This window comes from Paeniglutamicibacter psychrophenolicus (assembly GCF_017876575.1).
Lineage (GTDB): Bacteria > Actinomycetota > Actinomycetes > Actinomycetales > Micrococcaceae > Paeniglutamicibacter > Paeniglutamicibacter psychrophenolicus.
Genome location: NZ_JAGIOE010000001.1, coordinates 1,387,793 through 1,411,051, shown reverse-complemented (window position 1 = coordinate 1,411,051; position 23,259 = coordinate 1,387,793). Strand labels below are relative to the sequence as shown.

General features: G+C 64.2%; 23 protein-coding genes. 13 read left to right on the top strand and 10 right to left on the bottom strand.

What is annotated here, in order from left to right:
- Positions 1–74: 74 nt before the first annotated feature.
- The 4 genes from JOF46_RS22525 to JOF46_RS06225 all read left to right on the top strand — a co-directional run bounded on the left by JOF46_RS22525 (position 75) and on the right by JOF46_RS06225 (position 3,558).
- Positions 75–821 (top strand): IS4 family transposase, encoded by a 747-nt coding sequence (locus JOF46_RS22525; RefSeq protein ID WP_209906531.1) that lies wholly within the window; start codon positions 75–77, stop codon positions 819–821.
- Entirely contained in the window at positions 818–1,504 is a 687-nt protein-coding gene (locus JOF46_RS22520; RefSeq protein ID WP_209906530.1) for a transposase, read from the top strand. Before JOF46_RS22525 ends, JOF46_RS22520 begins: the two co-directional genes overlap by 4 nt.
- A 100-nt stretch (positions 1,505–1,604) precedes the next feature.
- Entirely contained in the window at positions 1,605–1,919 is a 315-nt protein-coding gene (locus tag JOF46_RS06230) for a hypothetical protein (protein ID WP_209906529.1), read from the top strand.
- A 1,105-nt stretch (positions 1,920–3,024) separates the two neighbouring features.
- Positions 3,025–3,558, top strand: a complete 534-nt coding sequence (locus JOF46_RS06225; protein ID WP_209906528.1) for a hypothetical protein — start codon at positions 3,025–3,027, stop codon at positions 3,556–3,558.
- Between the two features lie 38 nt (positions 3,559–3,596).
- Here JOF46_RS06225 and JOF46_RS06220 read toward each other — a convergent pair whose 3' ends face one another.
- Positions 3,597–4,118 (bottom strand): hypothetical protein, encoded by a 522-nt coding sequence (locus tag JOF46_RS06220; RefSeq protein ID WP_209906527.1) that lies wholly within the window; start codon positions 4,116–4,118, stop codon positions 3,597–3,599.
- Positions 4,119–4,122: 4 nt separating this feature from the next.
- Positions 4,123–5,862 carry an L-aspartate oxidase gene (locus JOF46_RS06215; RefSeq protein ID WP_209906526.1) on the bottom strand — a complete coding sequence of 580 codons (1,740 nt, stop codon included), beginning with the start codon at positions 5,860–5,862 and terminating at the stop codon, positions 4,123–4,125.
- A gap of 78 nt (positions 5,863–5,940) precedes the next feature.
- On the opposite strand from JOF46_RS06215, the gene JOF46_RS06210 reads away from it, so the two are divergent.
- The 3 genes from JOF46_RS06210 (at position 5,941) to JOF46_RS06200 (ending at position 8,689) form a co-directional block, all read left to right on the top strand.
- A complete protein-coding gene (locus tag JOF46_RS06210) occupies positions 5,941–6,882 on the top strand; it encodes a LysR family transcriptional regulator (protein ID WP_209906525.1) in 942 nt (313 codons plus the stop codon).
- 143 nt (positions 6,883–7,025) lie between these two features.
- The gene (locus tag JOF46_RS06205) at positions 7,026–7,841 is read left to right on the top strand and encodes a DUF4184 family protein (RefSeq protein WP_209906524.1); all 816 of its coding nucleotides are present in this window, start codon (positions 7,026–7,028) and stop codon (positions 7,839–7,841) included.
- A 356-nt stretch (positions 7,842–8,197) separates the two neighbouring features.
- A complete protein-coding gene (locus JOF46_RS06200; protein ID WP_209906523.1) occupies positions 8,198–8,689 on the top strand; it encodes a nucleoside deaminase in 492 nt (163 codons plus the stop codon).
- 277 nt (positions 8,690–8,966) lie between these two features.
- Here the strand turns inward: JOF46_RS06200 and JOF46_RS06195 are convergent, their stop codons facing one another.
- The 4 genes from JOF46_RS06195 to JOF46_RS06180 are packed head-to-tail and all read right to left on the bottom strand — an operon-like array spanning position 8,967 to position 12,658.
- Entirely contained in the window at positions 8,967–9,959 is a 993-nt protein-coding gene (locus tag JOF46_RS06195; protein ID WP_209906522.1) for a glycine betaine ABC transporter substrate-binding protein, read from the bottom strand.
- Positions 9,959–10,744, bottom strand: a complete 786-nt coding sequence (locus tag JOF46_RS06190; protein WP_209906521.1) for an ABC transporter permease — start codon at positions 10,742–10,744, stop codon at positions 9,959–9,961. The genes JOF46_RS06195 and JOF46_RS06190 overlap by 1 nt, the downstream gene beginning before the upstream one ends.
- Positions 10,741–12,024, bottom strand: a complete 1,284-nt coding sequence (locus JOF46_RS06185; protein WP_209906520.1) for an ABC transporter ATP-binding protein — start codon at positions 12,022–12,024, stop codon at positions 10,741–10,743. Before JOF46_RS06185 ends, JOF46_RS06190 begins: the two co-directional genes overlap by 4 nt.
- A complete protein-coding gene (locus JOF46_RS06180) occupies positions 12,017–12,658 on the bottom strand; it encodes an ABC transporter permease (protein WP_209911634.1) in 642 nt (213 codons plus the stop codon). Before JOF46_RS06180 ends, JOF46_RS06185 begins: the two co-directional genes overlap by 8 nt.
- 1,377 nt (positions 12,659–14,035) lie before the next feature.
- On the opposite strand from JOF46_RS06180, the gene JOF46_RS06175 reads away from it, so the two are divergent.
- The 3 genes from JOF46_RS06175 (at position 14,036) to JOF46_RS06165 (ending at position 17,205) form a co-directional block, all read left to right on the top strand.
- Positions 14,036–15,649 (top strand): N-acyl-D-amino-acid deacylase family protein, encoded by a 1,614-nt coding sequence (locus JOF46_RS06175; protein ID WP_209906519.1) that lies wholly within the window; start codon positions 14,036–14,038, stop codon positions 15,647–15,649.
- Positions 15,646–16,281, top strand: coding sequence for a bifunctional 4-hydroxy-2-oxoglutarate aldolase/2-dehydro-3-deoxy-phosphogluconate aldolase (locus JOF46_RS06170; RefSeq protein ID WP_209906518.1), 636 nt, complete (start codon positions 15,646–15,648; stop codon positions 16,279–16,281). The genes JOF46_RS06175 and JOF46_RS06170 overlap by 4 nt, the downstream gene beginning before the upstream one ends.
- A gap of 75 nt (positions 16,282–16,356) precedes the next feature.
- A complete protein-coding gene (locus tag JOF46_RS06165) occupies positions 16,357–17,205 on the top strand; it encodes a fumarylacetoacetate hydrolase family protein (protein ID WP_209906517.1) in 849 nt (282 codons plus the stop codon).
- A 255-nt stretch (positions 17,206–17,460) separates the two neighbouring features.
- Here the strand turns inward: JOF46_RS06165 and JOF46_RS06160 are convergent, their stop codons facing one another.
- Together JOF46_RS06160 and JOF46_RS06155 are read right to left on the bottom strand one after the other, a co-directional pair.
- A complete protein-coding gene (locus JOF46_RS06160) occupies positions 17,461–17,757 on the bottom strand; it encodes a helix-turn-helix domain-containing protein (protein ID WP_209906516.1) in 297 nt (98 codons plus the stop codon).
- Between the two features lies 1 nt (position 17,758).
- Positions 17,759–18,124, bottom strand: coding sequence for a type II toxin-antitoxin system RelE/ParE family toxin (locus tag JOF46_RS06155; RefSeq protein ID WP_209906515.1), 366 nt, complete (start codon positions 18,122–18,124; stop codon positions 17,759–17,761).
- 392 nt (positions 18,125–18,516) lie between these two features.
- Here JOF46_RS06155 and rraA point away from each other — a divergent pair, with 392 nt between their 5' ends.
- The 3 genes from rraA (at position 18,517) to JOF46_RS06140 (ending at position 21,506) form a co-directional block, all read left to right on the top strand.
- Complete coding sequence (gene rraA, locus JOF46_RS06150; protein ID WP_209906514.1) at positions 18,517–18,981, top strand: ribonuclease E activity regulator RraA; 465 nt, start codon at positions 18,517–18,519, stop codon at positions 18,979–18,981.
- 226 nt (positions 18,982–19,207) lie between these two features.
- Positions 19,208–19,861: an SDR family oxidoreductase gene (locus tag JOF46_RS06145; RefSeq protein WP_209911631.1), complete on the top strand. Its 654-nt coding sequence runs from the start codon at positions 19,208–19,210 to the stop codon at positions 19,859–19,861.
- 91 nt (positions 19,862–19,952) lie between these two features.
- Positions 19,953–21,506 (top strand): long-chain-fatty-acid--CoA ligase, encoded by a 1,554-nt coding sequence (locus JOF46_RS06140; protein ID WP_209906513.1) that lies wholly within the window; start codon positions 19,953–19,955, stop codon positions 21,504–21,506.
- 10 nt (positions 21,507–21,516) lie between these two features.
- Here the strand turns inward: JOF46_RS06140 and JOF46_RS06135 are convergent, their stop codons facing one another.
- A complete protein-coding gene (locus JOF46_RS06135; protein ID WP_209906512.1) occupies positions 21,517–22,137 on the bottom strand; it encodes a class I SAM-dependent methyltransferase in 621 nt (206 codons plus the stop codon).
- Between the two features lie 148 nt (positions 22,138–22,285).
- Positions 22,286–23,131, bottom strand: a complete 846-nt coding sequence (locus JOF46_RS06130) for an HpcH/HpaI aldolase/citrate lyase family protein (protein WP_209906511.1) — start codon at positions 23,129–23,131, stop codon at positions 22,286–22,288.
- Between the last annotated feature and the right edge of the window lie 128 nt (positions 23,132–23,259).

The window sequence follows — 23,259 nt, the reverse complement described above, 5'->3', positions numbered from 1 at the left end:
ATCCCTTTTAATCCGGCGGAACTCCTGTCAAGAATGTGAGTGTTCAAGCACACAGACCGCACAGGAGTTCCTACGTGCCATCCTCTCACTTCCCCGCCCCCGCTGACCAACCCGGCCTTCCCGGAGCGGGACCTCCGGCGGCCGATCCCGGGCATTGCACCGATGCCTGGGCCCCCGCGCACCTCGGTGCCCTGACCGAACACCTCCCCGCCGACCTGGTCGACGAGGCCTTGGAGGCGACCGGCACCCGGGAGCGCCGCATCCGCAAGCTGCCGTCCCGGGTGGTCGTGTATTTTGTGTTGGCGCTGGCGTTGTTCCCCCATCTTGGCTACCGGAACGTGTTCACCAAACTCCGCCTGCACACCACCGGGATCGCCAAGATCACCGACTCGGCACTCACCCAGGCACGGCGCCGCATCGGGGTCGCCCCGCTGCGGCGGCTCTTCGAGATGCTGCGCGGCCCGGCCCCGACCACCACCCGCGAAGGGTCCTTCTTCGGCAAGTACCGGATCTGCGCGATCGACGGGATGGTCCTCACGCTGCCCGACACCCCGCAGATCCTCACCAAATACACCAAGCAGCGCGGAAACCACGGCGGGACCGGATACCCGCAGGCCCGGGTGCTGGCGTTGGTCGCCTGCGGCACCCGCAGCATCATCGACGCGGTCTTCGGACCGACAAGCATCGGGGAAACCACCTACACCCCGGCCCTGCTGCCGTCCATGGCACCGGGCATGCTGGTCCTGGCCGACCGGAACTTCGCCTCCGCCAAGCTGCTGCACCGGATCGGCGAGGCGGGGCCCACTTTCTGGTGCGGGTGAAAAACCGGCGGAACCTTCCGGTGCACCAGCCCCTGGCCGACGGGTCCTACCTGTCGCTGCTGGCCGGGGTGCCGGTGCGGGTGCTCGATGCCACCATCACCCTGCACACCAAGGCCGGGGACCATCGCGAGACCTACCGCCTGGTCACCTCCCTCACCAACCCGGCAGAGGGCACGGCCCTGGAGCTGATGGAGCTTTACCACCAGCGGTGGGAGATCGAAACGACGTTCCGGGAAATCAAGTCCACCCTGCTGCAGGGCCGGGTGCTGCGCTCCAGGAGCGTGCTGCTGGTGGAACAGGAAATCTATGCGCTGCTGGTCGTCCAGCAGCTGCTGCGCACGGTGATGAGCGAGGCGACCAACGCGGTGCCCGACCTGGACCCGGACCGGGCCAGCTACACGGTCGCGTTGACCATGGCCCGGGACCTGCTCATCCTCGGGCCCGCCGGGCCCGCCACCGGGGAACGCCCGGGGTGGCGGGCACTGGCCGGCCGCATCGGCGACGAGGTCCTGGACCGGCTGCTCCCGGCACGAAGGCTGCGGACCAGCTCGCGGACCGTCAAGCGGGCGATCTCAAAGTTCCAGGCCCGGGCAAGCAGGCCGCACACCCCCACACTCCCGGCGACCCTGACCGTTGAGATCGTGGACCCCGCGCCCGGCTTGCCAAACGGGATCGCGGCTTAACTTCACGGCATTGGGACTAGCGGTCATCTCCGGTGTAATGGTTACCCTTCACAGTTTCGGCGCTGCAGATTCCAGCGTCCCCATTTCGTGGACATTCGCCGTGTCAAAGCTAACCATCTCCATGGCCGTATTCGGCACAGCGGGACTCTTGTTCCGGCTCGGGACGCGATTCCTCCAAGAGGCATCCGATACCAAAAACCTTGAATTGGAAATGCGCGCGATTGGACCGTTCTTGGCGACCCTGAACAATAGCGACGACGCCGACGGAGCAAAAATTGCATTCTTGGATCGTCGCTTCGGCAAGTTATCCACCGATGTCGGTACGAGCGGTAAAAACGGAGAAGTAAGCGATTCAGCGGTCTATGCACTTGAAATCATTTCGAAGCTACTTGAACGCATCAAAGCTTCATCTTAATCGATCTCGCATATAATGGGCCGGATGCCAATGGGCAAATGCCAGGAGTGTAGTTCCGCCCGTGATCGTTGCGTCGGGGCACGCCCTTTCGGGCTCCACATGGAAACCCCGGCTCAGTTATCTTGGATAGCCAGTGTGGATCAGGAAGCCGGGCTTGATCCGGAGCTAGGGTCACCCCTTAACTCAAGAACAATCACCCAACGGTCCGCACTTGCGACTTCTGCTCATATTGCCGTAATCGTCTTTGTAGGTAATTGAGACAGCAGACTGTTCGGGCATCCCTGCGGGCTTTACGGTGCCATCGAGCCATGTGTTCTCTTCGTCAACCAGCATTCGCCAGTCGTTTCGGGTTCGAGCCTTTGGAGGCAATGTATGTACGGCATCGAAGAATGGCTTCAACCACTCTGAAACGTATTTGAATATTTGACTCATTGGGAGCCATCAATATTGCCGTTCAGAGCCACCCCGCCAAAATGCGAATATTCTCCTTCAGAGCCACCAGTGGCGTCCTTGGGAGCCATCTTTCCTAAGCAGGAGTCGTTCCCGCGACATCGGCCAGCCCGACCCGGCGGTGGAACGAGTCCAAGCCCAGGACAAGCCGCTGTGCACCGTCCAGTTCCTGAGAAAGCTTAGGGAGCTTCCGTCCTGTGGGCGATCGAAGAGTGGTTGCTGGAACACACCGCCAGGAAGCTTGTCCGCAGGCTGCTCGAGCCCGTGGAACGCCGTGACAACGCAGCCCAGGCGGCGTTGTGCACGCAATATCCGAAGAACGACTGGCTTCAGCGGTTCGAGTCCGGGCTCCGTACCGACGCGAACATGGACCGGATCACAACACCAACTGGATCGAGACCGATCGTTAAAACTTGTGTGAGAGGATTGTCGCCGTTCAGTAGTGGCCGGACCCTCTGGAGGCCAGTGGCTCCCACCACCGAAGGTACTGGCCCCCAACGGCAATAATGGGTGGTCCCCAAAGCGTCGAATACTCACATACGACTTAGCGGCGCACCCAAATATGCCAATTGAAGTGGATCGGATAGATTCAGAGATTGATCAACTCGGGGAAGAGAATCACGAACCCGGCCACTAAACACTCATTGGGGGAACAATGAAACGCGCACTCGCACTATTCGCTCTGGCAGGACTCGCGCTCACCGGATGCTCTGCAACTACGACGCCGGCACCCGCCGCGGCGCCGACCACCAGCGACGCACCAGCGAGCTCGGCGCCTGCGACCGCCAGCGTTGCCGATTACATTGCCGGCACCACCACAACGCGCCGACAGCTGCAGGAATGGATCGATGACTTTGAAGAGTCATCCTGCCGAGCTGGAGAAGTTGAAACCAACTTGCTGTGCTCAATGAAGATGATGACCGCTGAGATGGAAGCAAATATGGCGGGCATGGCGTTGGAAGGAATGAATTCAACTAAGGCCACGTATTATGTGGGCCCGCCGCCGGTGGAGCTTGCTGCACGGGTGAAGAAGTCGATTGGTGCAGCGAAAGATATTCAGGACAGTGCTAAGAAAATAGTCGACAAGGACTGCCACCCGACGCTGGGTTGCGGCACCTACTTTTGGGATGTCACCCAGGGCATGCAGGGGCTTCTCGACGAACTAAATTCCTGGGAAGCGTACAAGTAGCACTTGGGCCGGGGCGCGTAATGCGCCCCGGCCTTTTTCTATTCGGTGGGTGGGTAGCGTGTGCGGGGGCTTACGGTTCCTGGCGATGTTCGTGTGGTGTCGCGGAAGTCGCGCCATGAGTTGGTGGCGGCAAGTCGCGACTGGGCAGACAGGCTTGTTGAAATCGCAAAGGAACAAATCAGCGCCGCGCAGATCATCCTTTCGGTCATTCCTTTGACTTCGTTCCAGACATCGTACGATGCGATGCACAAGATTTTGATGCCATATTTGTCGATCAAGGACTTGGAGGAACACAACTTGGTGGGCACCTTGCCTTGGGAGAAGTATTCGAAGCCCGGCCGGTACCACCGCTCGGTGACGTCCTGCGCGATTTCTCCTGGATGGAGCGGCTTCGAACTGCCGCGGAATACCCTGTGTCCAAAAAGCCCCTCGCCTTGGCTGAAGACGCTACCGAGGCGAGGGATGTTCTCCGAAACCTCATCACAAAGATGCCAGACCTGTTGGATGCCATGCCTCCATACGGGAGACAGCTGACGACACAACATCATACGATCCAGCATGTTGTTATTCGACGAGCTTGCCCACGGATGAGACCTCCTTGATGAGCTCGGCGATCTCATCGGAAATCTCCGGGATCTGTTCGCGAACTATACCCGCTGACGGGGACCACACCAGGTTGACCTGCAGCGACGGGTCCATGGCCGGGTAGTCGCTGCGGTTGTGGCAGCCGCGCGTCTCCCGGCGTTCGATGGCCGCCTCGAGGGTGGCCCGGGCGGCCAATGCCGAACCCATCAGGTCGAAGGCGTGCGCCAAGTCCTGGTAGCCGGCAATGTCCGGGTGGATCCCCACGTGTTCCATGCGTTCTTCGATGTCGGCAAGCTTGGCCAGTCCGGCTTGCAGGCCTTCCTCGTCGCGCACCACGCCGGCGTGGTCGGTCATCATGTTGCGGATGGCACGTTGCAGTTCCCGGACGTTTTCCTGCCCATCCGCCTCCAGCAGGTCATCGATCTCGGCGCGGGCCCGGGCGATGGCCTCGGCCGAGCGCGGCTGGAAATCCAGGGCTGCCGAGTACTTGGCCGCAGCGCGTGCGACGATACGGCCGAAGACCAGCAACTCGATCAGGGAGTTGCCTCCGAGCCTGTTGGCCCCATGCAGTCCACTGGAGGCCTCGCCAATGGCGTAGAGCCCTGAGACGTCGGTGCTGTGGTCCTCGGGCCGCACCCAGACCCCGCCCATTGAGTAGTGTGCGGTCGGGGCGATCTCGATGGGTTCGGCGGTGATATCGAGCATCTGCACCTCCATCATGGTCTGGTAGACACGCGGCAGGCGCTCCATGATGGTTTTGCGGGGCAGGTGCGAGACATCGAGCCAGACTCCGCCGTTCTTGGTGCCGCGGCCTTCCTTGATTTCCGTGTAGGCGGCCAGTGCCACGCGGTCGCGGGTGGAGAGCTCCTTGCGGATCGGGTCGTAGCGGTCCATGAACCGCTCCCCCAGCCCGTTGCGCAGGATGCCGCCCTCGCCGCGTGCGGCCTCGGAGATCAGCGTGCCGGCTGCATTCTCGGGTTCGATGATGCCCGAGGGGTGGAACTGGACCAGTTCCGGGTCGCGCAGCCTGGCTCCCGCCTCGACGGCCAGGCGGAAGGCGTCGCCGGTGTTTTCGTCGCGGCGCGAGGAGGTGCGGCGCCAGATGCGGGTGTGGCCTCCGGCGGCCAGGATGACCGAGTCCGCATGGATCAGGTAGCGCTTGCCGCTGTTGATGTCGAAGCCGTAGGCCCCAAAGACCTGGTTGTCCTTCACCAGCAGCCGGGTGATGTAGACCGAGTCAAGGATGGGGATCTGCAGCTGTTCGGCCCGGTTCACCAGGCTGCGCTGGATTTCCAGGCCGGTGTAGTCGCCGGCGAAGGCGGTGCGACGGAAGGTATGGGCGCCGAAAAATCGCTGGGAGATCCTCCCGTCCGACTCCCGGGCAAATCCCATGCCGTAGCGTTCCAGGTCGGCGATTCCCTGGGCCGCGCCGCGGGCGACAATTTCCACGGTACGCGGGTTGGCCAGGTAGTAGCTTTCCTTGATGGTGTCCGCGGCGTGCTGCTGCCAGCTGTCGTCCTTGTCCATGGTTCCGAGGGCCGCGTTGATGCCGCCGGCCGCCAGCGAGGTGTGGGCGTGGTTGCGCGGGCGCTTGCCCACGGCGAGCACGTCCACCCCTATTTCGGCCAGCTCGATGGCTGCCCGCAGGCCCGATCCTCCGGTGCCGATGACCAGGACGGTCGTGGAAATCTGTTGTTCTTTTGTTGCTGTTGCACTCATGTCTTCAACGCTAGGAACTTGCCCTTGATCCGTCCAATGAATTATTCGAGTCGTTTCAATGCGTATACGCTATCGACCATGAACCTGGAACAGCTTCAAAGCTTCGTGGAAGTTGCGCGCACCGGCCATTTCACGCGTGCCGCCGCGCTTCTGCACCTGGCCCAGCCCTCGCTGAGCCGGCAGATCTCCACCCTGGAATCGGACCTCGGTGCCGAACTTTTCCACCGTGCCCGGGGCAACATCACACTCACCGATGCCGGGGAATCACTGCTCCCCCTGGCCAAACGGATGCTCGCCGACGCGGAAACCGTCCGCCACGAGATGCAGGAACTCGCGGGGCTGAAAATGGGGCGGGTGCGGATCGGTGCGACCCCGACCCTGTGCGTGAGCCTGGTCCCGGATGTACTGGCGTCGTTCCATGCGGCCCACCCGGGGATCGACCTGCACCTGACCGAGCAGGGCTCCCCCGGCCTGCTCGACGAGCTCGCCGGAGGTGCCCTCGACCTCGCGCTCATCGTCACCTCGGAGGATCGCGCGACCTCGACTGCTTCCCTGCAGCGCACACCGCTGCTCACCGAGGAGCTCGTGGTCGTCGCCTCGGCGAACAGCCCCCACCTTGCCGGTCGCACTTCCCTGACGCTCGCCGAGCTGGCGGAACTTCCGCAGATCACCTATCACGAGAGCTACGACCTGAGGGAGGTCACCATGCAGGCGTTCCATGCTGCGGGACTTGCCCCGAACGTGGTCCTGGAGGGACCGGAAATGGATGCGGTGCTCCGCTGCGTGGAACGCGGTTTGGGGGTCGCGGTGGTCCCGGCCATGGTCATGCTCGATCGGCCGCGCCTGTGTTCGGTGCGGCTCACCGATCCCGGGTTGTCGCGGACCATCAGCCTGGCCCACCGCAACGACGTCTCGCTGACCCGTGCCGCGCAGGCCATGCAGGACATGGTCGTCAACACAGCGAATCTCTTGGCGTCTGGCGCTGCCTCAGCCAGTGGACTGGTAACTCGGGTTTCGTAATCGGCACGGGTGGTCAAACGTGTCGGTTGCAACAGTCCCACCGGCCGCATTCGAACCCAGAGCCAACTAGGCTGGATGGTGGACCCATTCGCAACTTCAATTCGTTGCCCCGTGGGCTCTGACGCAACTTTTCGAGGATCATCTTGCCTTTCACCCTGGCCCACCCGGCTGCCGTCCTGCCCTTCCTGCGCCAACCCTTCGTGCCGATCGCCTTGGTTGCCGGCGCCATGGCACCGGACATCCCGTACTTCGCCATGGTCTCCTCCACCAGCAACGCTTGGTACGCACCCATGCTCAACGGCGCCAACTCGCATGACTTTGCGCAGATCCTGACGGTCGGACTGCCACTGGCACTGGTCATGTCCGTCTTCCTCTGGCTCGTGGCCCAACCCCTGCGCTGGGCAACACCGGATGCCTGGGTCCCCGCCAAGACCAAGCTCAAGGGCCGCAAGCCCAGCAGCGCACGCATTGCCCTGTGGATCTTCTATTCCTTGATGCTCGGGCTTTTCACGCACATTGCCTGGGATGCCTTCACCCACTCCCACGGCTGGGTGGTCCAGCAACTGCCGTTCCTTGGTGCCGAACCAATCCGCGGATTCCCCGTCTACCGGATCCTGCAGCACCTGAGCTCCCTGGCGGGACTGGCGGTCATGCTCCTTTGGTACATCAAGCGGGTGAAGGCGGCACCGGTGGCCACGGAAATCAAGAGCACCCGGGGAACAGCGCTTCGGGCCACGCTGGTGGGAACACTCCTGCTGGGGCCCGCGCTGGCTTTTGCGGGCATTGCCGCATCCGGAGAACTCTCCGCAAATGTCGCAGCAACCGCGGAATCCCTGTTGTGGATCATCACCACCCGCGGAGGGGCGGCCCTGATCGTCACAATGGCCGCATATTCCCTGGTGTGGCAGGGCATGGCATTGGCGAAAAAATTGCGTTCCATGAGCCGTTCCCGGGCCTAGTTTCAACCCGGCCACGCACCGCCGGCACTGCTCCCATCGGCGAACGTCATGCCTTGAATCCGAAACGCACACCTCGAGCTTTCGGACGCCCAAAATCAGCTGGCCTGCATCGTCGGCCATGGGGCGCAGCTTTCACGATGCAAATATTTACTTTCAAATCAACAGTGGCGCGAGTCACTATTCCTTGCTAAGTTGTTGTTTGCCAAAGGCGGGCTTCACCTTGTTGAAGGGGAAGTCATCAACCAGGCGCAACTAATCCATCAGCCATTTCGAAGCTGCGGAGTGTCGCCTGGGACAGCGCAAGACCAAGGCACCTTTGCTCCAGCACTTCGTCTGGAGCATAAGGAAGTCGCACCATGACCAGCCATACCCTTGCAGCAGCAAACCTCGCGGCAGCCGTCGCCATCGCAGCTGACAACGTCCGCAATGCGGGCGGCCCTTTCGGCGCCCTGATCGTCACCACAGACGGAGCACGCTTCGAGGGCGTCAACAGGGTCACCGCCAACAACGACCCCACCGCCCACGCAGAGGTCACCGCCATCCGCACCGCATGCGCCGCCCTGGGCACCTTCGACTTGTCCGGAGCCGTGCTTTACACCAGCTGCGAGCCCTGCCCCATGTGCCTGGCCTCCGCACTCTGGGCCCGGATCTCACGTGTGGTCTACGCCGCCGACAGGCACGAGGCCGCCGCCGCGGGATTCGACGATGCGGCGTTCTACGAATTCTTCGAGGGCGACCCGGCCGACCGGACCGCCCTGATGCCGGTCGAGCGCATTGCCGATGACGGGTTCGACCATCGCGAACCATTCACGCTGTGGTCGAACCTCGACACCCGCATCGAATACTGAGGGTGGCGAATCCCATGACCATCACCAATTCGAACCGTGAAAAGACACAAGCACCCCTGCCGTAACCGGTCATCCCCGCCACGCTGCTGGAGCGTGTCTTCAAGATCGGAGAGCTTGATCCAACGATGTTCGGCTCATCGGACTGCCGCAAACCGTGTTAGGCAGGTGGGTGCCGATCTTTCCTTTGGAGCAACCGCCAGGTAGGCAGAAGAAACCGGGCCAGTTTGGTTTCACGTGAAACCAATCCGACCCGGTTGTCTTGCAAATATTCGTCGTGCTACGGCTCCGAAATGAAGCCTTCCTTGACCATCCACTTGAAGGCGACGTCGGCAGGCTCCTCGCCGTGGACATCGACCTCCAGGTTCATCGACTGCATTTCCTGATCGGTCAGCAACGGGGCGATCTTCGCAAAGACCTTGTCGATGCCCGGATACTTTTCGAGGAATTTGCCGTTGAAGACCGGAACCACGTTGTAGGCCGGGAAGTATCCCAGGTCGTCTTCCAACACCGTCAGGTCCAGGGCCTTGATGCGCCCGTCGGTGGTGAAAACCTCGCCGAAGTTGCATGCCCCGGCATCCGTGGCGCTGTAGATCGCACCGGTGTCATACAGGCCCACGTTCGAGTCAGGGACCGAGTCCGCGGCCCCGCGCTTGAGCCCGTATAGCTCGAGCATCGGGTTCAGCCCGTCGGAGCGGGAGTTGAATTCCGCATCAACGCAGAACGTCAGGTCCTTCGGGCTCAGGTCCTTGAGCTGGGAGAGCTTGGTGATGTTGCCCAGCTTCGGGAGTGCCTCGGACCGAACGGCCATGGCATAGGTGTTGTTCAACGGGGCGCGGTCGCCCCAGATGACCCCGTTGCCCGCATCCTGGGCACGAACCTTCTCCCACATTTCCTGCTGGTCGGCGATGCCGTCCTCGTGCCCCAGATAGGTCATCCAGGCGGTACCCGTGTATTCCCACATCATCCCGGCCTGGCCGGATTTCAGCAGTTCGCGTGCGGGCTGGCTGCCCGGCACATTGGTCAGGTCATTGATCTTGAACCCGGCGGCCTGGCCGGCCAGGACGGCGATCTTTCCGAGAATCAGCTGTTCGGTGTAGTTCTTGGAAGTGACGGTCATGGTCGCGTTGTCGGGCAGGTCCGGAAGCACCTGGATGCTTCCCGGTCCTGCCGGGGGAACGTACGCGGTGGCCGTGGCCAGCCCGCAACCGGTGAGCACTACTCCGGCCGATGCCAGCAGTGCTGCGGCCTTGATCCGTTTTCCAATGCGCATTACTTGAGTCCTTTCGGGCGTGCGAGCTCTTCAACGGCCCGGCCAACCCAGTCAATGAGCAGTGCCAGCATGGCCACCAGCAGGGAGCCGAAGACCAGCACCGCCGTGAGGCTCAGTCCCACGCCGGTGGTGATCAGGATGCCCAGCCCGCCGCCGTTGATGAACACGGCCAGCGTGGCGGTGCCGACCAGCAGCACCAGTGCGGTGCGGATGCCCGAGAGCATCACCGGGACGGCCAGCGGCAGCTCGACCTTGAAGAGCACGGCCATGGAGGTCATGCCCATCCCGCGTCCGGCCTCAACAAGCCGCTCGTCGACCTGCTTGAGTCCCACCATGGTGTTGGTGAGCACCGGCAGGATGGCGTAGAGCACCAGCGAGACGATCGCTGCCCAGAAGCCGAAGCCAAGCCAAAAGGCCAGGATGACAATCAGGCCGATGGCAGGGGCGGCCTGGCCGACGTTGGCCACGGCCAGGACGGGACCGGTGAAGCGCCGCATCGTGGGACGTGTCAGCACGATGCCCAGCGGGATGGCTATGGCAAGCACGATGACTGCCGCCACCACGGTGAGCTGCAGGTGTTCAACCGTGTAGCCCCACAGCACGCCGGGGCCCAGGGTCGTGCGTTCGGTTTCGGTCAGATCCGCGTTGAGCAGCCAAAGCACCATGGCCAGGAATGCCAGCCCGATGCCAACCAGCTGCAGCCCGAGGATCCGCCAGGGGTGCTCGAGGCGCAGCTTCGGAATGCCGCCCTGCGCCGGCGCGGTGGTTGCCGTGGTGGAACTCATCGTGGCTCCTCCACATCCTGCAGGTCCTCGGATGTGTTCCCTCCGTCGTGGCCGTTGGCGGCCAAGGCGCCCTCGATGGCGATGGCCGGGATGGCGCCGGAGTTCAACCCGACAGGTGCATCGCCCTCGGCCTCGGCGGCTGCGGCGTTGGCGGCCGAGATGGCCTCCATGATCGTCTGCACGTTGATGACGCCCAGGAACGCGTCGCGTCGGCCGGTGACCACTGCGGTTTCCGAGCTGGCCACCAGCATGGTGTCCAGAGCGTCGTTCAGCGTCGCCTGGTCGCCAACCACAGGCATCGACTCGTCGATGGTGTCATCGACGATCTGCAGTCTGGAGAGCTGGCGGCGGGTGAGGCGGCGGACCGGGCGGCGGCGCTTGTCCAGCACCACTGCCAGCGGCTGGCCGGCGCCCTGCACTCGGGAAAGCACATCGCTGGCAAGCTCGCCCGGCAATGCGGTGACGGCCTCGTTGAGCTTGACCTGGTTCACGCGGGTGAGCGTGAGCTGCTTGAGCCCGGCGCCGGAGCCGATGAAGTTTTCCACGAATTCGTTGGCCGGGTTGGCCAGGACGCGTTCGGGGGAATCGTATTGGACCAGCTGGGCGCCCTCGTCGAAGACCGCGATCCAGTCCCCGAGCTTGACCGCCTCGTCGAAGTCGTGGGTGACCATGACGATGGTTTTCTGCACCTCGGACTGGATGTTGAGCAGTTCGTCCTGCAGGCGCTGGCGGGTGATGGGGTCAACCGCACCGAAGGGCTCATCCATGAGCAGGACCGGCGGGTCGGCTGCCAGTGCGCGGGCCACGCCCACACGCTGTTGCTGACCGCCGGAGAGTTCCTTGGGGTAGCGGTCGCGGTAGATCGATGGATCCAGCGACACCAGTTCCAGCAGCTCATCGACGCGGGCAGCGATCTTTGCCTTGTCCCACCCAAGCATCTTGGGCACGATGGCGATGTTCGCGGCAACGGTCATGTGCGGGAAGAGCCCGCCGGCCTGGATCACGTAGCCAATGCGGCGGCGCAGCGTGTCGCCGTCCATCTTGGTCACGTCTTCGCCATTGATCACGATCTTGCCACTGCTGGGCTCGATCAGGCGGTTGATCATCTTCAACGTGGTGGTCTTGCCGCAACCGGAAGGGCCCACGAACATGACGATGCTGCCGGCGGGGATTTCCAGGGTCAGTCCGCCGACGGCGGGCCTGGTTTGGCCTGGGTATTGCTTGGTGACTTCATCAAGCAGGATGGATGCGCCAGTAATGGCGTCGGTGGTCTCAGACACGGATACCTCGCGGGGTTGTGAGTCGGCCGATGCCGATCAGGATGAGATCAAGAATGAAGGCCAGGATGACCACGCCAATCACGCCGACGAGCACAGAGTCGAAGGCTTTGGCACCGCCCGAGCGGGAAAGTCCGGAGAAGATGAATCCGCCAAGGCCTGGGCCCAGCGCGTAGGCGGCAACTGCCGCAACGCCCATGACCATCTGGGCCGAGACGCGAATTCCGGACAGGATCACCGGCCACGCCATGGGAAGTTCGACGGTGGCAAGGGTGCGCATGCGGCCCATGCCGATGCCGCGTGCCGATTCCACGATGGAGGGCTCGATTCCGGCCAGCCCGACGATCGCGTTGCGGAGGATGGGCAGTGCGGCGAAGAATGCCACGACGATGACTGCCGGGGGGACGCCAAACCCGATCGGTGCAATCAGCAAGCCAATCGCGGCGAAAGATGGAACCGTCAGACCAATGGCCGAGATGCCATTGGCCAAGGAGGATAGAGACTTATTTCGGTAAACCAGCGCCGCGATGACCACGGCGATCATCGTTGCGAGGATCAGACACTGCGCAACGAGCGAGAAATGCTGCCATGAGGCAAACAATATTTGGCGGTACCTTTCGCCAATAAATTCAAACACATCAAAACCTGCTTCACTTTGGTTACGTAGCCTGCTCTCGTCGGCCCGAACGACCTTGGATACCTTGCAAACATACGTGAATAATGGCCTCGTATCTACCTGAGAGGGGCCGTTCGGCGGCATTGTGATTGCCTTGCAATTCGTGGAATTTCGTTGAATATATCCGTTGATCACCACATTTAGATCGGCATCAGATTGCAACAATGACTGTCGGAAAATCCTTGCCTACGTAGGGCAGATAATCCCTTTGGGCCTTCGGGCCCTTGCTGCCGCCACCTTCGGTTCGGGTGGCGGCAGCAAGCCGCACGGCAGCCGTGTTTCGGCTCCCAAACCAACGCTTCTGACGTAACAAGGCTCACACCAATTCGCAGGTGGCCCTCACTTTTCCGGCACAAGATCGGAGCAACTCTTGGGCCGGTCCGCTGTTTTCTGGGCCAGCATCGATCCAACTCGCCGATAGGTACGCCGAATATCGCCATGATCACGGCATTCCGGTGCGGGAACCGGGTTCCGCTCATCGGTCCAACCCGCCCCACGGACGGTTCCGTGTCCGGCTGCCGCGCACTGCCCATGCGAACATCTGGCCAACCCGGATTCGCCACGCTTCACGAGCGCGAATTTGGTGTCACCGCACCTGTCTGGCAAGGTGTCCGGGCAGCAGATTCATTGATTTCGGGCAACATGTCTCCGGGTGCCACTTGGGTCAATCCAGGCCATGTTGGGAAGGCCGCGTTGAGGCAAGCCCGCGACGTATTCCTGTCAACTCAATATGGAAGTTCCACGGCCCAAATCAGGGCATCTGAATGTTCGAGAATATCGTTCATTTCGGTGCATGAATATTCATACTCATTCGTCGATTATCAGATTCCCCGGATGTTCCCCAAAAGTGGTCTGGGTGGAACATCTTGCTTCGATGGAAGTTGCCTGTGGAGCACGGCCATGAGGTGACGAATCCTGGAACGTCCTTCCCCTGGCACAGCGGGCTCCCCGGCTTCCCACGACGCTGTGCTCTCTACCGGACGGCTCGCCCTGCCATCACGTTCAAGCCATCCCTTCAGCGTTCCTGGCGAATCTGGCGACATTCAATCCTGCCTGCACCGTCGGGCGCATTGACGGTATTTTCCAGACCGTGTTAGACATGAGACCTATGTGCCCGTCATTTGCGCTGTTCATTGGGCACTTCGCCGCTGGACCTCTTTATAAGGAAATAGCCGTGGAAAACCTCACCCCCTCAAACTCGACGCTCTCCACGTTGCACAACCACCGCTCGGCAAGCCCCACCGCCGCGAGACGTACCACTGCCAACATGCGACGCCAACCGGTTCCCCCGGCAGCAATCGGCCAAGATGCCGTTTCCCTAGTTCACGTCTCCCTTTAATGCGGGGCCACGAGGTGCGCCCCACCGCGGTTCGCACCGCCATCACCCACACCCGGATCCTCGATGGCACCGGAAATCCCGAATACCTGGGCGACATCGTGCTGGAGTCAGGACTCATTGCGGACATCCTTCCGGCAGGATCCTTCAAGGACGACGGGACCACCATTCTCATTGACGGCGCCGGGCTGGTGACCTGCCCGGGATTCATCGACCTGCGAGGTTCCTCGGACACCGCCCCACTGACGGACCCGGCACGCCACTCGGCACTCACCCAGGGCGTCACCACCGAGGTACTTGGCCAAGACGGGGCAAATTGCGCCCCTCTGACCGATGCTTCGGCATCACTACTGCGCCACCAGTTGGCTGGCGTGGCCCCTGAATGGGCGGACCGCGACGTTGAGTGGCGCACCGTTGGCCAATATCTCGACCACCTCGATTCCGGCACCGGCACGAACACCGCCTATCTGGTGCCAATGCACGCCGTGCGCGCCCTGGCCATGGGAAGCCCAGCGGTTGCGCCCACCGCGCAGCAGCTCGTCGCAGAGGTCAAGGCCATGGCCGATGCCCTGGAACAAGGCGCGGTGGGCCTTTCGTCTTCCGCTCCGGGTGCTTTGGCAACACCGGCAGAGACCGCCGAACTCGAGGCACTGTGCGCTGCGGTTGGCGCCTACGGCGGTTATTGGGCACCCGCCCGGAACTCCCTGGCTGTTCCTGTCACCGAGTCCGTCTCCCGGTCCGTTGAGGTGGCCACCAAGACCGGGGTGCCGGTGCACCTCACGCACCTCGCCGCGGACGGCGCAGGGGCTGCAGACCTGTTGACAGTGCTTGACCGGGCCCTGAAGGCGGGGGTTGACCTGTCCTGCGATTCCCACCCGTACCTCGAGAACCCCGGCATGCTGGCCTCGCTGCTGCCCTGCTGGGCACGGGACGGGCAAGACGAAGATGTCCTGGCACGGCTCGATGACCCCGAGGTTGTTGCACGGATCCGCTCCGAGCTTGAGGCCTCCACGGACATCAACTGGGATGCGGTCACCATCGCCTTCGTGGGATCCGGGCAGTTTGGGATGCTGGTGGGCCAAAGCATTGCGCGCATCGCAGCGATCCAGTCATCGGATCCGGCCACCACGTTGGTGCGGATCCTGCTCTCGGATTCGTTGGCCACCGGCGTCCTGTACGCCGCGGGCAGCGAGGACGACCTGCGGGCCATCATGGGCCACCGCACGCGCACCGGTGCCGGCGTCGGATTCCGCTCGGAAGCCGCAGCGCACCCCGGGGTGTGGGGAAGTTTTCCACGCTTTGTCGGAGGCTTCGCGCGCGAGGCCAAGGCCATGGATCTTCCCGCGGCAATCCACCAGCTGACCGGTCGTCCGGCCCAGCGCCTGCACCTGGCCAACCGCGGGGTGCTGGCCGCCGGAAACGCCGCCGATGTGCTCGTCTTCGACCCGGATGCCATCATTGACATGGCCACCTTTGCCGATCCGCGGCAACCGGCGGCAGGAATCAACCACGTGTTCGTCAACGGCGTGCCCGCCGTTTCCGAGCACCAACCCACCTCGGCCTTGGCCGGCCGCGCCTTGCGCCGCGGCCCGGAAGGAACCACACAATCTTTATGAACACACCGGAAATGATCGAGCTGCTCCACCGGGACAAGGCCCTGGCGGTGGTGCGCGCCGAGGCCATCACCGACGCCGCAGAACTCTGCGGCGCACTGGTCGCCGGGGGCATCAACGCGGTCGAATTCACCTTCACGATCCCGGGCATGCTCACCCACCTGGCCAGGGCAGCCGAAACCGTCGAAACGCACGGCGCCATCGTCGGGGCCGGCACGGTGTTGCATGCCGACCAGGCTCGCGCCGCCATCGATGCGGGTGCACGGTTCATCATCGCTCCGGGCATCCGCCCGGAGGTGGCGGAGGTCGCCGTGCAGGCAGGGATCCCCTTCTGTCTGGGCGCCATGACCCCGACCGAGGTCGCGATGGCCCTTGACCTGGGCAGTGCCATGGTCAAGATCTTCCCCGCCGCAACGATGGGTTCGCGCTACCTGATGGACCTGCAGGAACCGTACCCCGGCGTGCGGCTGCTGCCCACCGGCGGCATCACCCTGGCCAACGCCAACGAGTTCCTCGACGCAGGCGCGCTGGCCGTGTGCGTCGACTCCGCGGTCCTTCCGGGGGCCCTGGTGGCGGCCGGCCAGTACGAGGCCATCACCGGGCTCGCCTCCGAATTCACCGCTGCCCTGCACTAGGATCGTGGCTTCGGATGGATGACAAGGTGCGTCACAGGTGGCGGCGGGCGGTTGCAGGTGTGATGGGATAGGCCCATGAAACTTGCTACGTTGCGCCGTAACGGTGCGCCCGAAGACACCTTTGCAGCACTCATAGAGGGAGATGCCGCGTTCGAGCTTTCGGGCTTCGCCGACGTCGGGTCATTCCTTGGCGCACCGGAGGAAGCCCGCCTTGATTCGCTGGATTCCGCCGTCGATTTCGGCACCGCGATTCCGCTGTCGGAGGCCGACTACGCCCCGCTGATCGTGAACCCCGCCAAGGTCTACTGCATCGGGCTGAACTACAGGAACCACATTGCCGAGGTCGGCAAGGAGGAACCGGAGTTCCCCACGGTCTTCACCAAGTTCGCTTCCTCGCTGACCGGTGCCAACGACGGGATCGAGATCCCGGCCGAGGACCACCGCATCGATTGGGAGGGCGAGCTGGCGGTCATCATCGGCGAGCCCGGGCGCCGCATCCCCGAGGCCGAGGCCCACCAGCACATTGCCGGCTATGCGGTCTCCAACGACGTGTCCATGCGCGGCTACCAGGGCCGCACCACCGAGTGGACCCAGGGCAAGTGCTGGGATGCGGCGTCCCCGCTGGGCCCGTGGTTGGTCAGTGCCGCTGACTTCGCGCATGGCGCGAAGATCACCACGCGCGTGAACGGCGAGGTTGTCCAGGAGGATTCGACCGCCGATCTGGTCTTCTCCCCCGCCGCGCTGGTGGCCTACCTGTCGGTGTTCAACGAGCTGCGCCCGGGCGACGTGATCCTCACCGGGACCCCGGCCGGCGTGGCCCTGGGCCGGCGCAACGAGGCCGGACGCCACCCGTGGCTGAAGGCCGGGGACGTGCTGGAAACCTCCATCGAGTCACTGGGCACCAGCCGCAACGTCTTCAGCTGAGTACTTGGTAACCCTTCGGCACGCTTCCGGAGGACTGCCGCGTCGCCCGGGACATCGGTCGGTGCGTAGATACGCGCCGTTGCTTCCAGCTACCGGCCCCGCTGATGGTCACAAACTATCCGAGGGCCGGTATTGGCCTATTGGTTTTTCCGGGGGCGACGAGCGGCCCAGCACGGAGTCGTGCGCATGTGGGTCCCTGGCCGTAGCCGCATGCGCCTTCAATCGCGCCCTTTCGCCCGTTCATGGCAGGGGTGTTCAGGCTGCGTGCGGCGTGATCGTCACGGTGAGTTCGGCACCGAGAGCCGTGGCGATTCGATCCAGCACGGTGATGGTGGGCACGACACCGCCGGCCTCGAGCCGAGAGAGTGCCGGCTGGGTCATTCCCGCAGCCGCGGCGACTTCGGTCTGTGACAACCCCAGCGCCAGCCGCCGCTCACGGATTTCCTGGCCTATCAAGTACGCCCGCCGGGCCTCGTCATATCCCTGACGATAGTCCGCGCTTCCGCGACGCCGGCGCGCAACATCGTCGTAGGAGCTGTGGTTCTCTTGCATTTCAGTTTCCTTCACGTTCGTATACGGCATGTGCTGCATCATGGGACCCCTCGCAAGTCCGCTGCGCGTGCAAGGCTCGTTCGACCTCATCGGATTCAACCCTTCGGGTTTTGCGAAACACGGTCAGCAGTACCACCCGGCGAGACGGCGCCAACCAATAGGTCACTCTGGTCTGCTGACGCAGCAGACTGAAGCGCAACTCGCGAACTTTTCCACCGAGGTGGCGCGAATACGGTTCGCCAAGTGTCTCCGCGTTTTCAGCGAGCAGGCCAACGAGAAAGTCGACCCGACCAAAGTCACGGTCCGTGAGGCTTTCCAACCAGGATCGTACTTCGGGTTCGATCTCGACCTCATAGAGCTCGGTCATGCATCAAACGCTATATGCGCTTCACGCTATAAGCAATGACCTGACCACTGCGGATCAACAAGCACATGAACGGCCAAGACGCCTTCAAGGATGTGAGCACCTTCCAGACCACGGAAATCAACGTCAGCCGTCACCAAAATGCGGCACGCTGCAACCCGCTGAAGTTGAAACCCTGCCAATGGCCTTTCCTGAGCGGCAGGCGGTCCTGGCCTCGGGCCGCCATTCAAACATCGTGTTGCCCGAATGGTTGGCCCGGGCTGCCGTGTAAAGCTCGGTGCCCCGTCGAATCGCTAGGTAGCGTTCGCATCAGTTGTTTAATCGCTCGTCCCGGCGCTGCTACCGGCGCGTAACACCGCATGGATTCCCGGGCCGCGAATCGTAGGCTAGGTCCCATGACCTTTACGACGTGTGACCTCTTTGACGCCGACGAATCCCTGCAGTCGGTATCCCTGCAATTTGAAAACCTCGGTGCGCACCCGCGCTTCAGCGGACCGGTGCGCACGGTGCGCTGCTACCGCGACAACGGCCTGGTCAAGTCGCTGCTCAACTCCCCCGGAGACGGCGCAGTGCTGGTGGTTGACGGTGCCGGGTCGCTGGAATCGGCCCTGATGGGCGACATGATTGCCGCAGCCGCCGTCACCAATGGCTGGTCCGGGGTCGTGATCTTCGGGGCGATCCGCGACCGCGTGGCCCTGGCCGGCACCCCGCTGGGCATCAAGGCCCTGGGCTCGAACCCGCGCAAGAGCGCCAAGGACTCGGTCGGAGCGGTGGACATCCCCGTTCAATTCGGCGGGGCCACCTTCACCCCCGGAGCCACCCTGTATTCGGACGAAGACGGAATCCTCGTCACCGGCTGACCATGTTCGGGACTTCCCCGTTTCGGCAATGGATTCCCCTTGCCGAAGCGGCGACCGGGTGTTGGCGGTGGATCGGTGTGTGGCAACCGCCTCGATTATTCCCGGATATGCCCTCCGGGCAATCGAACGCCCGCACCCGGCCGTGGCCGTTGTTCTTGGGTAGGCTCAAGCCCAAGAACACGGCCGGAGCACGCGCTCCGGGGTCAACGAGCGGAAGAACAGGTCAATCATGAAGGTCACGATCATTGGCGGCCACGGCAAGGTCGCGCTGCTGGCAGCCGCCGAGTTGGCCAAGCGCGGGGACACCGTCACCTCGGTCATCCGCAACCCCGACCACGTCGCCGAAATCGCCGCCACGGGCGCAACGGCACTGGTGCTGGATATCGAGAACGCCTCAGCCGCCGAGATGGCCGAGGCGTTCAAGGGCGCCGACGCGATCGTCTGGTCCGCGGGGGCAGGAGGCGGAAGCCCCGAGCGCACCTACGCGGTGGACCGCGACGCGGCCATCCGTTCCATGATCGCGGCCGAGCTCGCCGGCATCGCACGCTACGTGATGGTTTCCTTCCTCACCGCCAGCACCGAACACCTGGTGCCGCTCGATGACCCGTTCTACCCGTACATGGCCGCCAAGATCGCCGCCGACGAGCACCTGCGCGCGAGCACCCTGGACTACACCATTCTGGGTCCCGGGGTGCTGACGCTGGACGGACCCACCGGATTGCTGGATCCTGCCCCGGACCTGGCATCCGACACCTTGACCTCCCGCTCCAACACCGCCCTGGCCATCGTCGCGGCCCTGGATCAGCCGGCAAGCATCGGGAAAACCATCAACTTCACCGACGGGACCGTCCCGGTTGCCGAGGTCGTCGCCGGAGCCTAGTGCCTCGTCTGCCGCGCGGTTCATTGACAGGTGCGTGCGCGGCACGCAGGATGGGGCATAAGCCACCCGCACCGCTCTTGGGAGTATCGCCGTGAACGCAGCAGTTCCAAACGCCACCCTGTCCGTCGCCGCGATCCTGGCCGAGGGCGCCAAGCGCCACGGCGAGCTGCCCGCCATCACCCTGGGCGGCGCCAGCACCAGCTACCGGGACCTCTGGGACCAGACCCGGGCCTACGCCGGGGCGCTGCGCGAGGCCGGGGTCATGGACGGGGACAGGGTCGCCATCCTGATCCCGAACGTCACCGACTTCGCCCGCGTCTATTACGCGGTGTTGTCCCTGGGAGCGGTGGCGGTGCCCATCCACGCGCTGCTCAAGCGCCACGAGATCGAATACGTGCTCACCGATGCCGAGGCCAAGCTGATGGTGTGCGCCGCCCCGCTGCTGGTCGAGGGCGCCGCGGGAGCGGTTGCCGCCGGCGCCAACGTGCTGACCGTGCTCTCCCCCGAGGCCGGGGAGTTCGCCCGGCTCGAGGACCTGGCCGGGGCCGCTGCCCCCATCGACACCTACCTGCCGCGGGGCCCGCTGGACATCGCCACGATCCTGTACACCTCGGGCACCACCGGCAAGCCCAAGGGCGCCCTGGGCACCCACTTCGCCCTGGTCGAGCAGGTCAACGTGCTGCTGCTGAACACCTTCGACATGCGCCGCGGCGACAAGATCTTCGGCGGGCTGCCGCTGTTCCACACCTTCGGGCAGACCGTGGCGCTGAACACCGGGTTGCGCGCCGGGGCCGAAATCCTGCTGCTGCCCAAGTTCACCGGCGAGGCCGCCCTGTCCATGCTGCTCGATCAGGGCGTGAACATCTTCATCGGGGTCCCGACCATGTACGTGGGGCTGTTGGCCGCGGCCAAGGCGCGACCCGAGCCGGCCCCATCACTGCGCTACGCGGTCTCCGGGGGCGCGGCCCTGCCGCTGGCCATCCTCGATGGCTTCCGCGAGCACTTCGGCGCCACCATCCACGAGGGGTACGGACTGACCGAGACCTCCCCGGTGGCATCCTTCAACCACGTGGGCACCGAGCCGCGGCCAGGCACCGTGGGCCAGGCGATCTGGGGCGTGGAAATCGAGGTGGCCCGCCCCGAGGTCCACGATGCCATCGAGCTGCTGGGCGCCGGCGAACTGGGCGAGCTGGTGGTGCGGGGGCACAACCTCTTCTCCGGGTACCTGAACCGGCCCGAGGCCACCGCCGAGGCCATGGTCGATGGCTGGTTCCGCACCGGGGACCTGGGCACCAAGGACTCCGAGGGCTACATCACCATCGTGGACCGCAAGAAGGACATGATCCTGCGCAACGGCTACAACGTGTACCCGCGCGAGGTCGAGGAGGTGCTGATCGCCCACCCGGAGATCACCAACGTGGCGGTCTTCGGGGTGCCCGATGAGACGCACGGGCAGGAGATCGTGGCGGCCGTGACGCTGGTGGCCGGAAGCCTGCTGGACGCCAATGCCATCGTCGACTACGCACAGGAGCGGCTGGCCGCCTACAAGTACCCGCGGCTGGTGGAAATCGTGGTCGAATTCCCGCTGGGCCCCAGCGGGAAGATCCTCAAGCGCGAGCTGGTGTCCCGCTACACCGAGGACTAGGCCGCGCCCGTCACGGGCGGATGGCCGTGCCCAGGCTCAGCGCGGACTCGAAGCGCGGGGCCCCGGGCAGGTAGAAGGTCTCCAACCCGGTGATCTCGAAGCCCGCCGCCAGCAGCATCCCCTCCACGGAGCGGGTGAGGTGGCAGCCGCCGGCCAGCGCCTTCTGGATGGGCTCGACCCTTCGCTGGAAGCGCGCGACCTTCTCATCGGGTGCCAGTCCGTGCTCGAGGAAGTGCAGCGCCGCCCCGGGCTTGAGCACCCGGTGGATCTGCGCCAGCGCCGCGCCCGCGTTCGGGACGGTGCACAGCGTGAACGTGCTCAGGGCGGCATCGAAGCCGCCGTCTTCTTCGGTAAGCGACTGGCCATCGAGGGACCCGCGCAGGATCCTGGTGGCGGAGGAGGCGCGTGCAGGGGCCGAGAGCCGCCAGGCGGTGTCGGAGGGTTCGATGGCCACCAGCTCGGTGACGGACCTCGGGTAGTGCGGCACGTTGGTCCCGGAGCCGAACCCCAGCTCCAGCACCTTCCCGCGCAGCCCGGTGCATGTCCTGGCGCGCAGCGGGGCCAGCGAGGCGTTGCCGCAGGAGTACGCGACCAGGCGCGGCAACAGGTGCTTTTCGTAGAGGCTGGCCATCAGGTTCCACCGTGCGGGCGGGTTTTTGGTTCCGGGTTCATGCCTCAAGTCTCTGCCCGCGCGCCGCGGGACACAAGGACGCGGCAAACAGCTCGGCCCCCGTCCCGGAGCAGAGCTCCGGGACGGGGGCCGAGGGAAAGAACGGGGCTTAGGCGTTCCACAATCCGTAGGAATCGGCCAGGTCGGCGATCTTCTGCGCACGGGCCAGACGCGGCAGGTAGGAACCGTCGCCCACCGAAGCGCCGGCGGCGTGTGCCTCGAGCATTTCGTGGGCCCAGGACAGCTCGTCGATGCTCGGCGAGAGGCCAAGGTTGATCTCGTCGACCTGCGTGCGCGAGAGCGCCAGCTTGCCGGTCATGCCCATCGAGGCGGTGACGGCGGAGTCGGCCAGGACCTCGGCGGCTTCCGCGCCCGGTGCAGGGGGGCCGTCGATGGCGCCGGGGAGCTTGCCCACACGCGAGGCCACCACGAGCTTGCCGCGGGCGTAGGCCAGGGCCAGCGGGTCGCCGGAGACTCCGGTGTCCTTGCGGAAGTCGTTGACGCCAAAGGCCAGGCGGAAGGTTCCGGGGGCCGAGGCGATGGCGGTGGCGTTCTCGATGCCGAGCGCCGTTTCAACCAGGGCGAGCACCGGGGTGCCCGCCTGCAGGCGCATGGCCGTGTAGGTGACCTGCTCCGGCTTCTCGGTCATTGCGAGCATGACCCCGCGCAGGCCCGGGGCCTTGGACAGTTCGGCCAGGTCCCTGGCCCAGAAGTCGGTGTCGATGCCGTTGACTCGCACCCAGGCGGTCATGCCCGTTGACAGGGCCTCGACCACGGCGTCGCGTGCGGCATCCTTCTTGTCATCCGGGACGGCTGCTTCCATGTCGAAGATCACCGAATCGGCCTCGGACGCGAGCGCCGGGCCGAAGTCCTCGGGCTTCGAGGCGTTGACAAGCAGCCAAGAGCGGGAGAGTTTTGCTGGAAGGTTAGCTGCGCGACGATTACGGAATGCCATGCCTCCAGCCTACCGACAACGCATGCCAAGGTACCAACGCGAGGGGCGCCGCGAGCCTTCCATGTCGCGAAAGTGCGCCAAACCCGTGATTGGCGCCCGTAAGCGTCGAGAATGTTTCGCGGGCGGCG

What these genes read in the sequence shown, in the direction of transcription:
- JOF46_RS06225 (WP_209906528.1), top strand. Translation starts at nt 3,025, where the DNA reads ATGAAACGCGCACTCGCACTATTCGCTCTGGCAGGACTCGCGCTCACC.
- JOF46_RS06220 (WP_209906527.1), bottom strand. Translation starts at nt 4,118, where the DNA reads ATGCTGGATCGTATGATGTTGTGTCGTCAGCTGTCTCCCGTATGGAGG.
- JOF46_RS06215 (WP_209906526.1), bottom strand. Translation starts at nt 5,862, where the DNA reads ATGAGTGCAACAGCAACAAAAGAACAACAGATTTCCACGACCGTCCTG.
- JOF46_RS06210 (WP_209906525.1), top strand. Translation starts at nt 5,941, where the DNA reads ATGAACCTGGAACAGCTTCAAAGCTTCGTGGAAGTTGCGCGCACCGGC.
- JOF46_RS06200 (WP_209906523.1), top strand. Translation starts at nt 8,198, where the DNA reads ATGACCAGCCATACCCTTGCAGCAGCAAACCTCGCGGCAGCCGTCGCC.
- JOF46_RS06195 (WP_209906522.1), bottom strand. Translation starts at nt 9,959, where the DNA reads ATGCGCATTGGAAAACGGATCAAGGCCGCAGCACTGCTGGCATCGGCC.
- JOF46_RS06190 (WP_209906521.1), bottom strand. Translation starts at nt 10,744, where the DNA reads ATGAGTTCCACCACGGCAACCACCGCGCCGGCGCAGGGCGGCATTCCG.
- JOF46_RS06175 (WP_209906519.1), top strand. Translation starts at nt 14,036, where the DNA reads ATGCGGGGCCACGAGGTGCGCCCCACCGCGGTTCGCACCGCCATCACC.
- JOF46_RS06170 (WP_209906518.1), top strand. Translation starts at nt 15,646, where the DNA reads ATGAACACACCGGAAATGATCGAGCTGCTCCACCGGGACAAGGCCCTG.
- JOF46_RS06165 (WP_209906517.1), top strand. Translation starts at nt 16,357, where the DNA reads ATGAAACTTGCTACGTTGCGCCGTAACGGTGCGCCCGAAGACACCTTT.
- JOF46_RS06160 (WP_209906516.1), bottom strand. Translation starts at nt 17,757, where the DNA reads ATGCAAGAGAACCACAGCTCCTACGACGATGTTGCGCGCCGGCGTCGC.
- JOF46_RS06155 (WP_209906515.1), bottom strand. Translation starts at nt 18,124, where the DNA reads ATGACCGAGCTCTATGAGGTCGAGATCGAACCCGAAGTACGATCCTGG.
- rraA (WP_209906514.1), top strand. Translation starts at nt 18,517, where the DNA reads ATGACCTTTACGACGTGTGACCTCTTTGACGCCGACGAATCCCTGCAG.
- JOF46_RS06135 (WP_209906512.1), bottom strand. Translation starts at nt 22,137, where the DNA reads ATGGCCAGCCTCTACGAAAAGCACCTGTTGCCGCGCCTGGTCGCGTAC.
- JOF46_RS06130 (WP_209906511.1), bottom strand. Translation starts at nt 23,131, where the DNA reads ATGGCATTCCGTAATCGTCGCGCAGCTAACCTTCCAGCAAAACTCTCC.